The following is a 16,077-nucleotide window of genomic DNA, read 5'->3' on the forward strand; positions in this document are numbered from 1 at the left end:
AGTTTGCACCAGTGCATTTTTTATCATATTAAATAAAACAAGCATTCAAACAAAATTATTTTCTAAAAGTTACTCTGACTTATTAACATACTATCTTTGTAAAAACTAACATTCACGTGAAACTCGCCATTGCTTCAGACCATGCAGGTTATGAATTGAAAGAATTCCTAAAGAATAATTTAGCTGAATATCAAATTATAGACATTGGATGTTTTAGTTCCGAAAGTGTCGATTACCCTGATTACGGTCATCAGCTTGCAGAGCTTGTAGAAAAGGGTGAAGTTTCTTATGGAATTGCCATTTGTGGGAGTGGTAATGGTATTAATATGACAGTAAACAAACATCAAGGTATTAGAGGTGCGCTATGCTGGGATGTAGAAATCGCTCATCTTGCAAAAGCTCACAACGATGCTAACATCATTTCTTTGCCTGCTCGATTTTTATCAAAAGAAAAAGCTCTTGATTTGGTTCGTATTTTCTTACAAACTCCTTTTGAAGGAGGAAGGCATTTGAACAGAATTAAAAAAATACCTTGTTGATAATTACGTTTTTTGTGCTTTTTGTAAAATATTCAGAATGATTTCAGACTTGATGAATGGTCTGATTGCTTGTAAATCTACTTCAAAATCAACTATGCCTTCTGAATAAGGTGCAATTTCGTATGGGTTGTAGAAAAACTTAATTTTTGTATCAGTAATAGTAAAGTTATCAGGAATAAAAAATTCATTATCTGCTATAAAATAAATTGTGTTTTCATATGATACATTATCACCTATACCCTTTGCCTTTCTGAAGTATTTTTCACAGATCTTTACTAAATTATCGTTTACGATCAAAACACTGTCAAGTTTTAAGCGATTTCCATTATAAAGATTGTAATTCAATATTTTAGAAGTTTCTATACCATGTGCTCCACCTCTGAATGTGTATGAATACATATCGATACTGAGCAATCCATTTTTGTTGTAAAGAACATTAAGAGTATAAGTCGTTTCCCAGGGTAAATCGTAATCAGGAAATTCTTTTAATAAGTTTCTGTATTCTTCAATTAAAATATCAACCAATTCATCTAAATTTTTAGCAGTTGATGTTTCATCGCCTTCGTGATAAAGAATTTCTTTTTCGATGTCTAATTCGATGTTTACAGCTACCTTGTCGCTAACTCCCGATTTAATGTCTAGTGTTTGTATTTTAATCGTCATACAAGGACTTAAATCTGAAGAACAATCTCCAATTTGCTTTTCTCGATTTTTAATGGAATACTGAATTGAATCAATGTTTTGGTTAGAAAATCCTGACGATCCGTCTTCGTATTGACAAGAAATAATATTGAAGATGAATGCAACAAAAAGAAATGAAATGAGTAATCTCATTTGTTAGGCTATTTAAGTGCTAAAGTACACAAATGGTAAACATATGTAGAATTTTTCCTTATTATTCTTCAGCTAAAATAGCTTCTTTTAATATTTCAGCTCCAGTAATTACGATTGGATAACCCGATATCTGATCTGAATCGATGATAAAGTTTGATGAATTTCTTTTTATTACTTGTACGGGGATAAGCTTAAAAGTGGAATTACTAATTTGAATGAAAATGTACTCTTTATCATCAAATATAAACAAACTACTTCTAGGAATCAAATAACCAGATATAGAGTCAGAAAATGCAAGAGCTGAAACTGATTCACCAACGATTAAATTTTGTGATTTATCCTTCGGATGACAATGTATAACAATCGATTTTGTGTCGTTTTCAATAAAAGAAGAAATATTAATCACTTCCGCTTCTTTTAAAGTGTTGTCAGACATGGTTTTAAAATAAATTGACTGAATGTTTTTTAAAGATGAATAGGTAGATGGGCTCACAAACACTTCAATATGCAAGTGTTCGCTATTCTGAATAGTAAATAAAAGAGTATTTGATTCAATGTAAGAACCTTGATTGATTAAAACACTTGATACGATTCCATTACTCGGTGAAAGGATAATGACATCTGAATAAAGATTGCCATTTAAAATGTTTTTTGAATTAAAACCAAGTGAGGATATCAATTTTTCTTGTGCTGTGAATGCTGCTAATGATTGAAAATAAGCATTTTTAGCCATTTCAAAAGTTCTAACTGATGTTGCAGAATCTCTGAGTAATTGTTTTTGCCTTTCGTATTCTAAGGAATCGGTTTTTAATTGAATGTAATCACTTAAAAGTTTCTGTTGAATAGATAAGATTTCAGGATGTTTAATTCTGCAAAGAATATCCCCTTTTTTTACTTTTGATCCTTGGTAAACGCGTACATCGTCGACAAATCCTTTTGTAAGTGAATAAACTGAAAAGACACTTTGAGGAGGAGCTAATACTATCCCATTCAATGAAATTGTATCGGAGTAAAAGTCTTTATCTATTTTACTCGCTGAAATAAATTTTAATTTAGTATCTTCATTAGAAAATTCTATCATTTCATTCAAAAGACTTTTTGATTCCTTTTGAATCATTTCTTTATTCGAGCAGGAAAAAAGAGTAATTGAAAGATATGAAAGAAAAATTACATTAGATTTCATCTGATAAAAAATTTAAATCGTTAAGGAGTAATTGATACTGTAATAGGGTGTTTAAGTAATTAATTTCTGTAGCAGTGGAAAGAGAAATACTTTGCAAAAATTCAAAAACGGAAATGCTTCCATTTTTAAATTCTGAAAAGGCAGTTGTTCTGATTTTTCGGCTGTATTGTTGCTGAAAATCTGCGTATTGTTGTAATTGATTTTGGAGCTCAATCAGAGATATTACCAAGCCTTTAACCTTGTTTTTAAGTTCGTTTTTTGAATATTCTGATTGTTTAATGGATTTTTCCCATTCAATCTGAGACTGTTTAATACGTGCTATAGTTGCATGCGGAATCAAAGGAATTTGTATTCCGACCATCACTCCTTGAAAACTTCGAATACCGTCTAAGCTTTGATTGAAATAACCGACTTGTATGTCTGGCACAAATGAACTCTTTTGAATGGATATGTTAGCTCTGGCGATTGCTTGTGATAGATCTAGATCTTTTATAAAAAATTCGGAAAGTTGAGGACTGTCTTTAATAAAACGAATTGAAATAGAAGAATCAGCAACTGCAATTTGCGCTTGTGGATCAAGTCCAATAAGAGATTTAAGATCAGCTTCGTTTCGAGAAAGTTGAGCCAAATAGGTTTTATATCGCAAGGAGGTTTCTCTATATCGACTTTCGAGTAACATGATGTCGAGAGGTTTCGCGGCACCACTTGCTCTTAGGGCTTCAAGAGAATTTTTAAGTTGTTCATATTGGTTATTCTCAAACTCAAAGAGTTGTAAGATCCATTTACTAATCAGCCATTGATACCAGGCCGCCGTGATATCGCGTATCAGGACTTTTTTTGCGATCTCAAGTCTGTTTATGGATTGTTTTTGACTTAGTGTAGCTTTTTTGAATAATGTAAGCTGACGTCCGATAGAATGAATGTTTTGAAGTATTTCAACATTGTAGTCATTGAATTCGTAGTTGATTTGACCATATGTAAGCATAGCCGATGTTGCCCCAGGATCAAAAGCGGCAATTTTTTCGAGTCGGGCAATTTGAATGTCAGATTGGGCATTGAATATTAATGGATTGTTTTTTAAGCCCAATTGAATGACTTCTTCGAGTGTAAGTTTTTGAATCGGATTTTGACCATTAGTTGTAAATGCGAATAGTAGTAGAATAATAGTTATTGGAGTTTTTCCAAAGAAGTTCCCTTTTTCATTTCTATAAAGTATAAAATAAGCAGAGGGCAGTACAAAAAGCGTTAAAAGTGTAGCAGTAATGAGTCCGCCAATCACTACCGTAGCCAAGGGGCGCTGCACTTCTGCTCCGGCGGAGGTACTAATAGCCATTGGTAAGAAACCCAATGCGGCAACGCTACCTGTCATAAGTACCGGTCTAAGTCGAGTTGAGCAGGCTTCGAGAAGGGTTTTCATCAAATCGTTATCCTGAATTTTTCGATGACGTTCGATAATGACCGACATCAGTACTACGCCGTTGAGCACAGCCACGCCAAAAAGAGCTATAAATCCAATGGCGGCCGAAATACTGAAGGGCATGCTTCGCACAACCAAAGCAAGAACTCCACCTATAGAGGCCATTGGTACTACAGAGAAGATGAGAAGCGAAGATTTTATGCTATTAAATGCCATAAATAGGAGTAGTAAAATAATCATCAACACAAGAGGAAGTACCAATGTGAGCCGCTGCGTGGCGCGCTGCAGGTTTTCAAACTGCCCGCCATAGTCAAGCATTACACCCGGTGGAATTACAATGGATTGTTTGACGTGCTGCTCAATTTCGGCCACGACGGATTTTATATCTCTGCCTCGTACATTGATGCCGATTTCTACTTTTCGAAGTCCGCGCTCGCGAGAGATCTGACGGGTACCGCTGACTTCTTTTTCCACAGTTAGACTACTAAGCGAAAGGCTGTTTTTCTCTGATTTTACTGGAATAAGATGTAAGGGTAGATTAGATGTAGCAGAGTCCATCCGCACTACCACATCAAACTTTCGCTCGTTTTCATAAAGTTCGCTTGCCTTTACGCCAGCTACCAAACTTTGCACGGCTGTATTGATTTGGTCGATGTTAATACCAGAAGCGGAAGCCATTATGCGATTCATTTCAAATACGCGGATGGGTAGTCCGGTATTTCTTTCCAGTTTTACATCGGCGGCACCCTCAGTAACTGAGGCGATTTTGTAAATCTCTGCTGCTACCCTATTGAGTACAGTTCGGTCTTCACCCAATACTTTGATTGAGATATCTGATTTACTACCTGAAAGCAATTCGTTAAAACGCAGTTGAATGGGTTGTGAAAATTCAAGCTGAATGCCTGGCAGGGTGTTTTCGAGCTTCGACTTCATAGCCTCCATGAGTTCGTCCTTTGTTTTAGCGGATACCCAAATTTTCTTTGGTTTGAGGATGATAATGATATCCGCTTCTTCGATGGCCATGGGATCGGTGGGCACCTCCGGTGCACCGATTTTAGATACGACGTGTTTGACTTCCGGAAAATTTTCTAATAGGGTCTTCTCAATATTTGTGGTGGTTTGAATCATTTTATCTAACGAAGAGCCCGGTTCAATAAGGACTTGCAGAGCAAGGTCGCCTTCCTCGAGGCTGGGGATGAATTCGGCGCCTCTGTTTAGCAGTATGACTACTGCTGTTACGAAGAGTAGAACAGCTGTTGTAACGGTAGCCTTGGCATGGTGAAGAATTCGGTGTAAATATTTGGTGTAAAATATTTCTAACTTCTTGTGCAGAAGTTCAGAAAAGGGCAAATGCTTGTCATTAGGCTTTAACCATAGGGCACAAAGCATGGGTACATATGTAATGGATAAAATAAAAGAGCCGATAAGCGCAAAAGAAATAGTCAATACCATGGGTTTAAACATCTTCCCCTCAACCCCTTCGAAAGCTAAAACTGGAAGCAACACTAGCAGAATGATGGCAATACCAAAAATTGCCTTGCTGTAGATGCTGGCTGTATGGTCGGATAGATCTTTTTTAAAGGAAAAAGAAGAGGTATAAAAATTTGGCTTTCGCAATTCGAAGAAGTGAATCACTCCTTCGGTCACGATCACAGCCCCATCCACGATAATGCCAAAATCGATGGCGCCGAGCGACATTAGATTAGCCGAAACACCTGCCAGTCGCATCATGCTAAACGCGAAAAGCATCGAGAGAGGTATAATGCTGGCCGTTATCAGAGCCGCCTTTATGCTTCCCAAAAAAATCACCAATACCACAACTACTATAATAGCACCTTCGGTCAGATTTTTTATGACGGTGTCGATGGTGCGACCTATGAGCTCTGATCGGTCGAGAAATGGTTCAATTGAAACACCTGGTGGCAAAAGGCTTTGTACTTTTGCTATGCGCTCGTGAACATTTTTCAACACTTTCGATGAACTTTGGTCCTTGAGCATCATAGTGATTCCGCCCACTACTTCCCCTTTGCCATCCATCGTAGTGGCGCCATAGCGCATGGCATGGCCGGGACGCACATCGGCCACTTGAGAGAGTAGCACTACAGTGTTGCCGCGCATGCCGACAGGAATGTTTTGCAAATCACGTTCGTTGCGAGCACGACCATCGCTTTTGAGGTACACAGCGTTAGGCCCGGCAGCTACGTAACCACTGCCTGCGCTGGCATTATTTGATCGGATGGCCTGCACCAGATCATCTACCGAAAAGTTGTATTGCATCAGTAATTCGGGCCTATAGGCCACTTCGTATTGCTTTACATATCCGCCTAATGAGGAGATATCAATGACACCTTCGATGCCGGCCAGATATTTTTTCACTATCCAATCCTGAATGGTGCGCAGATCGTAAAGCGAATATTGATGCTTGTACGCCGGGTCGACTCGAAGAACGTACTGATAAATCTCACCCAATCCTGTGGTGATGGGCAGCATTTCGGGCTTTCCGTATTCGATGGGAATTTCATCACTCAGTATGTTGAGCTGTTCGCCGATAAGCTGGCGACAGCGCATAATGTCGCGATGCTCTTCAAAGACGACCGTGATTACGCTTAAGCCATACCGAGTGATGCTGCGCAGCTCCACTACTCCAGGCAGGTTAGCCATTTTGCGCTCGACCGGGGCGGTGATGAAGTATTCCACCTCTTCAGCTGAAAGGGCAGGCGAAAAAGTGACAATCTGAACTTGATTGTTAGTAATATCGGGTACGGCATCGAGTGGCAGTTGGAGCATCGACCACACACCCCATATTACGAGCAGCACTACACCGGCGCTAATTAAAATGGGATTAAAGACGCTGAAATGGATAATTTTGCGAATCATAATCAGTAAAACCGATAAATTTTTAAGAATTAAAAATTGATTAGAGACCCAGAAGAAGATTTATCCCAAAAATGGCGGGCCTCTGAAACAGATAGCGTTGATTAAAAAATAGAACGGAAGTCGCTCTTCATAAAAAATAATATATCCAGGAGTAAGCAGCCAAAGGTATTCGAATGTAAGTGTAGGTTCTGGTAAAAATACAGCAGCTAAAAGCTTAAAGCACTTGTAAGAAGAGTTATTTTTAAAATTGTCTAAGTGATTTTCACCGATGTCGAAGGAAAAAATGCGCTTCAGAAATTCAAAGATGTCTTTCGGAGTTTCGGAGGATGGTTTTTCAAAAAAGTGATTTTCAGTAGTGGAGGGATGAAAGCAGTGCTCGTGCGGCAGCATAGAGTGCAGGTGCATCACCAGCAAAGCCACCCAAAGGAGTATATTACGCACCCATTTCATCACTACAAAAGTAAATCGAAGAGATTAACATCAATGATAGGACATGAATATTTTATGCGCCTAGCGCTTAAGGAGGCTGAGGAAGCTTTTAGAAAAGGCGAAATACCCGTAGGAGCAGTGATTGAAAGTGAAGGTGTCATTATAGCCAAAGGGCATAATCAAACCGAAGCTCTCGACGACGTGACGGCTCATGCCGAAATGATCGCAATCACATCAGCCGCAAATTCAATAGGAAGCAAATATCTTAAAAACTGCACTCTGTATGTAACACTTGAGCCCTGCGTAATGTGTGCCGGAGCGCTCTTTTGGTCACAAATAGATCGCGTGGTTTATGCCGCTGATGATCCCAAAAGAGGCTTTACAAGGGTCGGCCAACTGTTGCATCCAAAAACGCAGGTAGTCTCCGGAATACTTCAAAAAGAGGCAGAAGCCCTGTTATTGGAATTTTTTCAAAAGCTCAGAAAATAGTTTCAAAATATTATTTGTTTCCATTTATGATATTTATTCCAATATTTGGAATAATAGAGTTTCATCCTTGTTTTTTAAAATACTGTAAATCAGATTAATAAATTTTTTTTAGTTGTTGGCATTCGTCTTGGCATCCTTTGAACGAATACTAAAACCTACCAAGATGAAAACCACCACACCCAACTTCGTAAAATGGCTTCGAATAGCTTTTCTGGCACTTACAGCTCTTTCACTGCTCGAACTGGCCGGAGCCACCTTTGCAGAATATAAATTTTTGTGGGGTTACAGCTTTTTAATTGTTCTAACACTTATCGTACTGACCTATGCACTACTCGGCCGACCCTACTTCAGAATGGATACGACAGAGGATATTCTCGAATTTGAAAATGGTTTTTCAATGTTTGATTTTTTAGATAAGTACCTGATTGTGAAGCGCGACAAAGTACTTCATATGACTATCAAAGAGCGCTTGTTCAAAAGAGTGCTTGTCGTACAGTATGAAGAGCTGGGAGAAGTGCAGGAAATGGAATTTGAAATCAGCTTTTTATCTGAAAAGCAGGTGTCAGAAATTAAAAAAGACATTGAACGCATCAAAGGAATCAGCGTACTGAGAGACTACAATACTGAAGTGTAAGTCACCAGAAAAATCTGTCCCAAATGTCATATATTTGTCGAAATTTATGATCATGTATCCCGAAGAACTCATAGCTCCTATGCGTGCAGATCTGGTAAATGCTGGATTTACCGAGACGCGCACACCAGAAGATGTAGAAAAGTATATTAAAAATACACCTGGAACGGTATTAGTAATGGTTAACTCAGTATGTGGTTGTGCGGCAGCTAATGCGAGGCCGGCTGTAAAAATGGCTGTAAGACATTCAAAAAGACCTGACCATCTAATCACCGTTTTTGCTGGTAACGATGTAGAAGCCGTAAAAAAAGCCAGGGAATACATGTTGCCCTTCCCGCCATCGTCTCCGTCGATAGCACTTTTTAAGGACGGCATGCTCGTGCACATGATCGAGCGGCACCATATAGAGGGCAGGCCCGCCGAATTGATCGCGCAGAATCTAATTTCAGCTTTCGAAGAATATTGTTAAAAAGCAAAATCCCGCGATTAAGCGGGATTTTTTATTTTAATGGCCCCTGGTGGCCCCACCAGGAATCGAACCTGGATTTAAAGTTTAGGAAACTTCCGTTCTATCCATTGAACTATGGGGCCTTATAGGCGCTGACAAAATTAATACGTTTTAATTTTCTTCTACGCCAAGACCTCCTACATACCTGTCCCACTTTTGGAGCAAAGCAGCCATGTCAGCTGGTAGGTCAGAGTCGAAGGTCATGCGCTGGCCGGTGAGTGGGTGGTCGAAGGAAAGGGTTTTTGCGTGCAAGGCATGTCGGGGGCATACTTCCATGCAGTTGTGGATAAACTGGGTGTATTTTTGATGATGTGTACCTTTTAAGATGCGGTCGCCACCGTATTCCCAGTCGTTAAAAAGTGGGTGGCCTATGTGCTTCATGTGCACCCGGATCTGATGCGTACGGCCGGTTTCGAGGCGACATTCTACCAAGGTGACATATCCAAACCGGCGAAGCACGCGATAGTGTGTCACAGCATGCTTGCCGATACCACTCTCCGGCGGAAAGACATCCATCACCTTGCGATCTTTCAGGTTGCGCCCCACATTGCCTATGATGGTGCCTTCGTCCTGATCGAAATCGCCCCATACGATGGCCTGATAGGTGCGGCCGGTGGTGCGCTCGTAGAATTGGCGCGCCAGGTGCATCATTGCAAATTCGGTAAGGGCTACCACCATGATGCCCGAAGTGTTTTTATCGAGGCGATGTACCAGTCCGGGTCTGATGGGGTCTGTGGTACCCTTTGGCAGATTTTTATTGACATGAAAAAGCAAACCATTGACTAAAGTGCCGGAGCGATTGCCCACGCCGGGATGCACGACCAGCCCTGGCTGCTTATCGATCACCACCAGATGAGGATCTTCATAGAGGATGTTCAGAGGGATGTTTTCAGGTATGAGCTCGGTATCCCGTGGCGGGTGGGGGAGTACTACTGTTACCACATCGCCGGCTTTTACCTTGTAATTTGACTTTACCGGTTTACCGTTTACCAATACATTTCCTGCATCCGCGGCCTGTTGGATCTTGGTACGCGATGAGCCTTCGATGAAGTTGTGCAGAAATTTATCGACTCTGTAGGGCTTTTGACCCGGGGTGGCTACAAAACGGTGGTGTTCGTAGAGTTCTTCTGATGATTCTTCTCCGTTGGACAAGAGTTCTTCTTCTGAAAGCATCAGATTAGAGAGCTTTGATGAGTTTTTTAATCAATGCAGGTTGTCCTTTCGAATCTGTAAATCGCAATACATAAAGGCCAGCGGGAAGATCACTTACAGTGATTTCGGTTAAATTTTCACTTAGTAAAAATGTTTTGACAATGGTACCGGCGGGCGAGCAGATTTCCACTCGCTGATAGGTGTGCGAATCTTGTCTAATAGATAGTTTGTCTCGAGCCGGATTGGGAAAGATTGCAATGTCACTTGTTGGAGCTTCGTGTTTTGTAACAGAAAGATTTAAAGGCTGGTAGCGGAAATAAGGTCTCAGCAAAAGGCTTCCCTGAAAGATGCTCTGAAACCAGTTGGCCCCATCGCCAAATACCAAAAGGTGACGCTGAGGTGAGTGCACATCAAATCCAATATTCAGCGGTCGGATGGTGCGTTGTTTTACACCGATGAAGACAGGGGTGTTGATAAACAGTGGTTCGGTGAGAGGATATGCTACAAAGGTTTGATAAAGAGGAGGATAAAAGGGCTTTAGCCAGTTGGGTGATTCGTAAAGTTTTGCACCGGGCACACCCTGATTATTTTGATATACTACGATTTTAAAATCATTCTCTGTAGCATCTACACCAGCGTAAATAAAATTCAAATAGATGCCCACTAATGTATCGGGACTAAGAGGAGTAAGATTTACCAAAGTAATGGCCCCGGCCTGATCTACAATTCCGAATGCTCGCTCAGGGCTACCATCGTCGTAAGCATAGAAGTTTCTGAATTCCTGAAGGTGTCGCACAGTATCATTTCGCAGGATTCCTGCATTCGCACCAGCAAAGAAGCTTTCGACTAAAATTGAAAATTCACCAGAGGGCGTGCCAGGTATTGAAATGGGATTAACAAAAGGCTGAATGAACTCGATCTCTGTGTTATAGGGGTGAGCATCGTCCAATGTGGGATTGCCGTTTCCGGAGGCAATCAGCTGGTTGTTGTAAAAAGCTCTGTATTGTGCCAGTACCAGATTTTGGGTGCCGGGAGGACCGTTTTTTCGGTATCGGTGAGCTACGTCGCTGCGAATCAGATTGTTGTTAAACACCCACCAGGGCACTGCTGAGAAATTGCCGCTCAGAATGGACGGATGAGACCGTGTAAAGGCAGGATCGGCAATTAGGGTATCGTTTGCATTGCGGTTGGCGTCCAATCGAACATAATCGAGATGCCATTCATCGAAGGCTCCCGATGGAGCGCCATGACTTATAAACCGAAATCTGAAGCCTTTTCTCAAAAACTTAGGATCATTTACCGGTAGTATAACCTGGCGAAATGGCTGTGGTACATTACCGGAGCCATTTATACCCCAGGCCCAATGCCATGTACTATCGAGAGGACTCCAGAAATAAAGGGAGAGGCTGTCATTTGTTTCAGGGGCTTCGCCGTGTCCACCTGGTTGGTAATAAAAGGAGAGAAAAACGTTTGACCTGTTTTCAAGGTTTATAAATTTCGAGGTGAGGATATCACATGTATCTGTTGTAATGCGATTGGGATGATAGGGTTCGCCTTTTTCGTCCAGACCATCAAAGGTCGCTACCCCGATGGTGATCATCCCTATGCCTTTTTTGTTATTGATCAAGACTTTATGGTCAGCCCAGAAGGAAGGCTCCGGAAAAATGGAGTTGTAAGAGAAATCGTCAATTATGGGTAACTCAACGGTATCGAGCTGGGTGGTTTTAAATGCAGGCTTATCCAGAGGCAATCGCGTAGGTACGTAGAGCTCTTCCTTTATCTGTGCATATAGTGGAAGTCCAACACAAAAAGCCCAAAGTACCCCTAAGACTGCATTAATCTTCATCTTCTGTAACAAGATTGCTGAAATAAGTTAACGAATCTACCGGCATTTTGGTATTATCTGTTGTAAGCCAGATGCTGATCTCGCTGCCGCGCATAATGGTCTTGTCGAGCGAAGGCATGGGTTCCTGCCGATATACAAAGGCTTTGGCTGTATCGGTGCCGTAGTCAAAGGCGATGAAGCCTAGGTTTAGGCCGCGGCTGAGCAAGATGTTTTTTACAGTAGCAAAATTTTTGCCTAACAAGTACGGCACTTCGATCAATTCGTTGTCAAGCCCAAGCCCGACCACCAAATCAATGACAGAGCCTTTGGGCAGATAATCATTTGAGCTGAGTTCGCGACCATTGTGCTGAGCTGCTACGACCATGTCCCTTCCTATGTAGGGAACATACGAGATACGACCTAAGCGAAAGCCTTTAGATTCCAGATCGTATATGGCTCTTCGCCGTGAGCGTTCCACAAGATTGGGGACTTTTACGAGTCGCGGTCCTGAAGGATTGACAGTCAGCTTAATTTCTTTTCCCGGTTTCACCTTAGCACCAGGTGCAGGATATTGGCTGATGACGCTTAGAATGGGTTTGTCCGGATAGTACTCTGATGAATCGAGCACTACCGACTTTAGTTCCAGACGCTGAAGTTCGCTTTCGGCTTCAAAAAGGGAATATCCTTTCAAATCGGGAACATTGAGTTCGTACCCGTGCATAGTGTAGTAGTCAGCCCATTTCAGAAAGCCATAAACAGCTACCACTACTACCAGCAGTAAGATGAGTATTTGGTAAAGAAATGTTTTAGAGCCTAAAAACCGTAGAAAACTCATTTACAAAATTTTTAATGAGACAAAGGTATGAAGCTCGTAGGCCTTGAATGTCATTAGAATCTCACTCGAAGCCGCGCGTGTCAATTAAATTGTAATATAAGATACAGTATATGGCCCTGAAGCCATCGCGCCAGTTAATTTTTTTTCCTTCGGCAAAAGTGCGTCCATAATAAGAAATACCAACTTCATATATACGAATTCCGGGCACGCGGGAGATTTTAGCTGTGACTTCGGGTTCAAATCCAAAGCGGTCTTCCTTAAGGTGGATGCGCTGAATAATGGAAGTGCGAAAGAGCTTATAGCATGTTTCCATATCCGTAAGGTTCAGATTGGTAAACATATTGCTCAGAAAGGTCAGGAATTTATTTCCAATCGAGTGCCAGAAGAAAAGAATCCGGTGAGGATTGCCACCCATAAATCTTGAGCCATACACCACGTCTGCAAATCCATCTACGGCTGGCTTGAGCAATATGTTGTATTCTGCGGGGTCATATTCAAGATCAGCGTCCTGAATGATGAGAAATTCTCCTTTGGCCTGTGCAATGCCGGTGCGCAGAGCTGCACCTTTGCCGCGATTGACCGGATGCTGAAAGTAGCGAATGTTCATCTCAGGGTGTTGGTCGATGTAGGCGCGGATTTGTTGGTCAGTATCGTCTGTGGAGCAGTCGTTTACGATGATTACCTCTTTCTGTATGCCATCGATTAGTTCAGCCTTGCGAATGCGGTTGAGTATCTTGTGGATGGTTTTACCTTCATTATATACGGGCATTACAATCGACAGAAGTTTGAATTCGTCCTTAATTTCAAACATTTGATTTTGATATAAGCCCGCAAAAATACTTGCTTTGTAAAACAAAGATTTTTAATGCTTTCTGAATGGATGTTGCCATCGTAATTCTGAACTATAACGGCCGCCGGTATCTTGAGGAATATTTGCACGACCTAATCCGACACAGTCCGGGACATAGTGTTATAGTTGTAGATAATGCCTCTACTGACGATTCTGTACAGTGGCTTAGAAAGCAGCAGCCCGAAGTCAGATTAATCGAATTAAGTGACAACTATGGATTTGCCGGGGGATATAATCGAGGACTTTCACAAATTTCAGCGGATGTGTACATACTGATTAACAGCGATGTAAAAGTCACACCAGGCTGGATAGAACCCCTAATTTACCTGCTGGAAAATGTTGCCGATGCTGCTGCAGTACAGCCAAAGATCAAATCGCTACGACAGCCAGACTACTTTGAATACGCCGGTGCCGCCGGAGGATATGTCGATCTGTTGGGATATCCGTTTTGCAGGGGCAGAATTTTCGATACTCTTGAGAAGGATGAAGGCCAATACGACGATAGCTGCCCGGTATTCTGGACTTCCGGGGCTTGTATGGCAATACGCGCCGATGCTTTCTGGAAAGCTGGCGGATTTGACGAAGCTTTTTTTGCCCATCAGGAGGAAATAGATCTGTGCTGGCGATTGCAGCGGATGGGATATTCGCTCTTCGTTGAGCCAAGCTCTGTCGTTTATCACCTCGGTGGTGGCACGCTGGACTACCAATCTCCCCGAAAAACCTTTCTAAACTTTCGAAATAACCTGATAATGCTTGCCAAAAACATGACAGTTTCGCAGCTTATTTGGGTATTACCCTTACGATTGGTGCTGGACGGTATTGCAGGCATTTGGTTTTTGGTAAATGGAAAAAGCACCCTGACTTGGCAAATCGTTAGAGCGCATTTTTCGTTTTACACGCATTTGAAAAATATTGTCAAACAACGAAAAAATTTTAATAGTAAAAGTCCACACACAAAACACGTTCAATTATTCAAAAAGGCCGTTCTTGTTGAATATTTTTTGAAAGGAAGGGGGTATTTTAGGGAATTTGCATCATAGGTTTTTAAAGTACTTAAGTGTTAACGTGAGAATAGAATTTGACTCTCATCATGTTCTTCAGCCTTTTATAATTCAGAAATTTGCACTATTAACTATATTCAAAGCTGCGTGAGTTTATTCATTGACACCATCATTAAGTACGAGCGGCCTTTACCTCGATACACTTCTTACCCCACTGTGCCATTTTGGGATGTAGAGCATTTTGATGCCGAAAAGGCGTTAGGTATGCTAAAACGAAGCATGCTTACAAAACCTGATGTAAGCATCTACATACATTTGCCCTATTGTGAAAGTTTGTGCACCTTCTGTGGGTGCAATCGACGAATTACAAAAAATCACGCTGTCGAACAGCCATACATCGATGCTGTACTCGAAGAATGGCGACTCTATCTACTTAAGATGCCACAACCGCCTGTGATCACACATATTCACCTCGGCGGAGGTACGCCTACTTTTTTTTCGCCCTCTGAATTGAAAAGATTGATTGATGGAATTGTTAGAAGGCACAAATTATCGCCCAATTATGAGTTTAGTATCGAGGTTCACCCGAATACATGTACCTATGAGCATATTGATGTGCTTTCAGATTTGGGTTTTCGCAGAATTTCTGTAGGTATTCAAGACTTTGACCCCCGAGTACAGTTTATCATTAACCGCAATCAGACATTTGAAAAAACCCAGGACATTATTGAATATGCTCGCTCAAAGGGATTTACCGGTGTAAATGTGGATCTAGTTTACGGTTTACCGATGCAGACGCTTGATAGTGTTGCTCTAACAATGGACAAAATTGCTAAACTCAAGCCGGATCGAATCGCCTATTATGCCTATGCACATGTTCCGTGGAAGAGCAAGGCTCAGCGAAGATATACGGAAGCTGACCTCCCCTCAGCACGCGAAAAGATTCAAATGTTTCTTTTGGCCCGCGACAGACTTCAACAGTTGGGATATGAGCAAATTGCTATGGACCATTTTGCTCTGCCGAATGATTCAATGACAAAAGCTTGGCGTGACCAAAGCCTTCACAGAAACTTCATGGGCTATACAACTGACTTAACACCCTTGTTAATTGGCTTGGGCGCCTCTTCAATCAGCGATTTTAATGGAAACTATACCCAAAACTACAAGGAAGTAGAGAAGTATCTCGATGAAATAAAAGCTGGAAAACTCCCAATTGAGCGAGGGCACCTTTCCTCTGAGATGGATAATCTTATCCGTGCCCATATCATGCAAGTGATGTGTGAGGGAAAAGTCAAAATACCCGCAAACGCTTTATCCGGTGAGCATTTCGAATTTATCGACAGCCAGATAAAGCAATTTTTAACGGATGGAATTCTCACCTGGGAGAATGAATCTCTGCAAGTAACAGAGTTAGGTCAGATCTTGCTGAGAAATGTAGCTTCGATCTTTGATACCTATCTGTTTTATAGAGGATTAACGGAAAAAATGTTTAGCAAAAGTGTTTAAA

14 protein-coding genes and 1 tRNA gene are annotated in these 16,077 nt (G+C 41.3%); 6 read left to right on the forward strand and 9 right to left on the reverse strand.

Features of this window, described 5'->3' with window-relative positions; all coding sequences use genetic code 11:
• Positions 1-116 precede the first annotated feature (116 nt).
• Positions 117-539 carry a ribose 5-phosphate isomerase B gene (gene rpiB, locus ACK4EX_RS04875; protein ID WP_409770315.1) on the forward strand — a complete coding sequence of 141 codons (423 nt, stop codon included), beginning with the start codon at positions 117-119 and terminating at the stop codon, positions 537-539.
• 3 nt (positions 540-542) lie between these two features.
• On the opposite strand, the gene ACK4EX_RS04880 is transcribed toward rpiB, so the two are convergent.
• From ACK4EX_RS04880 to ACK4EX_RS04895, 4 genes are all read right to left on the reverse strand, one after another.
• A complete protein-coding gene (locus tag ACK4EX_RS04880) occupies positions 543-1,373 on the reverse strand; it encodes a DUF3298 domain-containing protein (protein WP_409770317.1) in 831 nt (276 codons plus the stop codon).
• Positions 1,374-1,434: 61 nt separating this feature from the next.
• Positions 1,435-2,556 carry an efflux RND transporter periplasmic adaptor subunit gene (locus ACK4EX_RS04885; protein WP_409770319.1) on the reverse strand — a complete coding sequence of 374 codons (1,122 nt, stop codon included), beginning with the start codon at positions 2,554-2,556 and terminating at the stop codon, positions 1,435-1,437.
• Positions 2,546-6,850, reverse strand: a complete 4,305-nt coding sequence (locus tag ACK4EX_RS04890) for a CusA/CzcA family heavy metal efflux RND transporter (protein ID WP_409770321.1) — start codon at positions 6,848-6,850, stop codon at positions 2,546-2,548. Before ACK4EX_RS04890 ends, ACK4EX_RS04885 begins: the two co-directional genes overlap by 11 nt.
• A gap of 60 nt (positions 6,851-6,910) precedes the next feature.
• The gene (locus tag ACK4EX_RS04895) at positions 6,911-7,300 is read right to left on the reverse strand and encodes a hypothetical protein (RefSeq protein WP_409770323.1); all 390 of its coding nucleotides are present in this window, start codon (positions 7,298-7,300) and stop codon (positions 6,911-6,913) included.
• A 33-nt stretch (positions 7,301-7,333) separates the two neighbouring features.
• Between ACK4EX_RS04895 and ACK4EX_RS04900 the strand changes: the two genes are divergently transcribed.
• From ACK4EX_RS04900 to ACK4EX_RS04910, 3 genes are all read left to right on the forward strand, one after another.
• The gene (locus tag ACK4EX_RS04900) at positions 7,334-7,768 is read left to right on the forward strand and encodes a nucleoside deaminase (RefSeq protein WP_409770324.1); all 435 of its coding nucleotides are present in this window, start codon (positions 7,334-7,336) and stop codon (positions 7,766-7,768) included.
• Between the two features lie 163 nt (positions 7,769-7,931).
• Entirely contained in the window at positions 7,932-8,402 is a 471-nt protein-coding gene (locus tag ACK4EX_RS04905; protein ID WP_409770326.1) for a hypothetical protein, read from the forward strand.
• A 52-nt stretch (positions 8,403-8,454) separates the two neighbouring features.
• The gene (locus tag ACK4EX_RS04910; protein WP_409770328.1) at positions 8,455-8,868 is read left to right on the forward strand and encodes a BrxA/BrxB family bacilliredoxin; all 414 of its coding nucleotides are present in this window, start codon (positions 8,455-8,457) and stop codon (positions 8,866-8,868) included.
• A gap of 47 nt (positions 8,869-8,915) precedes the next feature.
• On the opposite strand, the gene ACK4EX_RS04915 is transcribed toward ACK4EX_RS04910, so the two are convergent.
• From ACK4EX_RS04915 to ACK4EX_RS04935, 5 genes are all read right to left on the reverse strand, one after another.
• Positions 8,916-8,990: transfer RNA gene (locus ACK4EX_RS04915), tRNA-Arg, on the reverse strand.
• A 28-nt stretch (positions 8,991-9,018) separates the two neighbouring features.
• Complete coding sequence (locus ACK4EX_RS04920; protein ID WP_409770330.1) at positions 9,019-10,080, reverse strand: RluA family pseudouridine synthase; 1,062 nt, start codon at positions 10,078-10,080, stop codon at positions 9,019-9,021.
• Positions 10,081-10,084: 4 nt separating this feature from the next.
• On the reverse strand, positions 10,085-11,905 hold the full coding sequence (locus ACK4EX_RS04925) for a T9SS type A sorting domain-containing protein (RefSeq protein ID WP_409770333.1): 1,821 nt from the start codon (positions 11,903-11,905) through the stop codon (positions 10,085-10,087).
• The gene (locus tag ACK4EX_RS04930) at positions 11,895-12,719 is read right to left on the reverse strand and encodes a PASTA domain-containing protein (protein ID WP_409770336.1); all 825 of its coding nucleotides are present in this window, start codon (positions 12,717-12,719) and stop codon (positions 11,895-11,897) included. Before ACK4EX_RS04930 ends, ACK4EX_RS04925 begins: the two co-directional genes overlap by 11 nt.
• 61 nt (positions 12,720-12,780) lie before the next feature.
• On the reverse strand, positions 12,781-13,530 hold the full coding sequence (locus tag ACK4EX_RS04935; RefSeq protein ID WP_409770339.1) for a glycosyltransferase family 2 protein: 750 nt from the start codon (positions 13,528-13,530) through the stop codon (positions 12,781-12,783).
• Positions 13,531-13,595: 65 nt separating this feature from the next.
• Here ACK4EX_RS04935 and ACK4EX_RS04940 point away from each other — a divergent pair, with 65 nt between their 5' ends.
• Complete coding sequence (locus ACK4EX_RS04940; protein WP_409770341.1) at positions 13,596-14,609, forward strand: glycosyltransferase family 2 protein; 1,014 nt, start codon at positions 13,596-13,598, stop codon at positions 14,607-14,609.
• 108 nt (positions 14,610-14,717) lie between these two features.
• On the forward strand, positions 14,718-16,076 hold the full coding sequence (gene hemN, locus ACK4EX_RS04945) for an oxygen-independent coproporphyrinogen III oxidase (RefSeq protein WP_409770344.1): 1,359 nt from the start codon (positions 14,718-14,720) through the stop codon (positions 16,074-16,076).
• The last annotated feature ends 1 nt before the right edge of the window (position 16,077 follow it).

It is taken from the genome of Thermaurantimonas sp. (assembly GCF_046299575.1).
GTDB lineage: Bacteria > Bacteroidota > Bacteroidia > Flavobacteriales > Schleiferiaceae > Thermaurantimonas.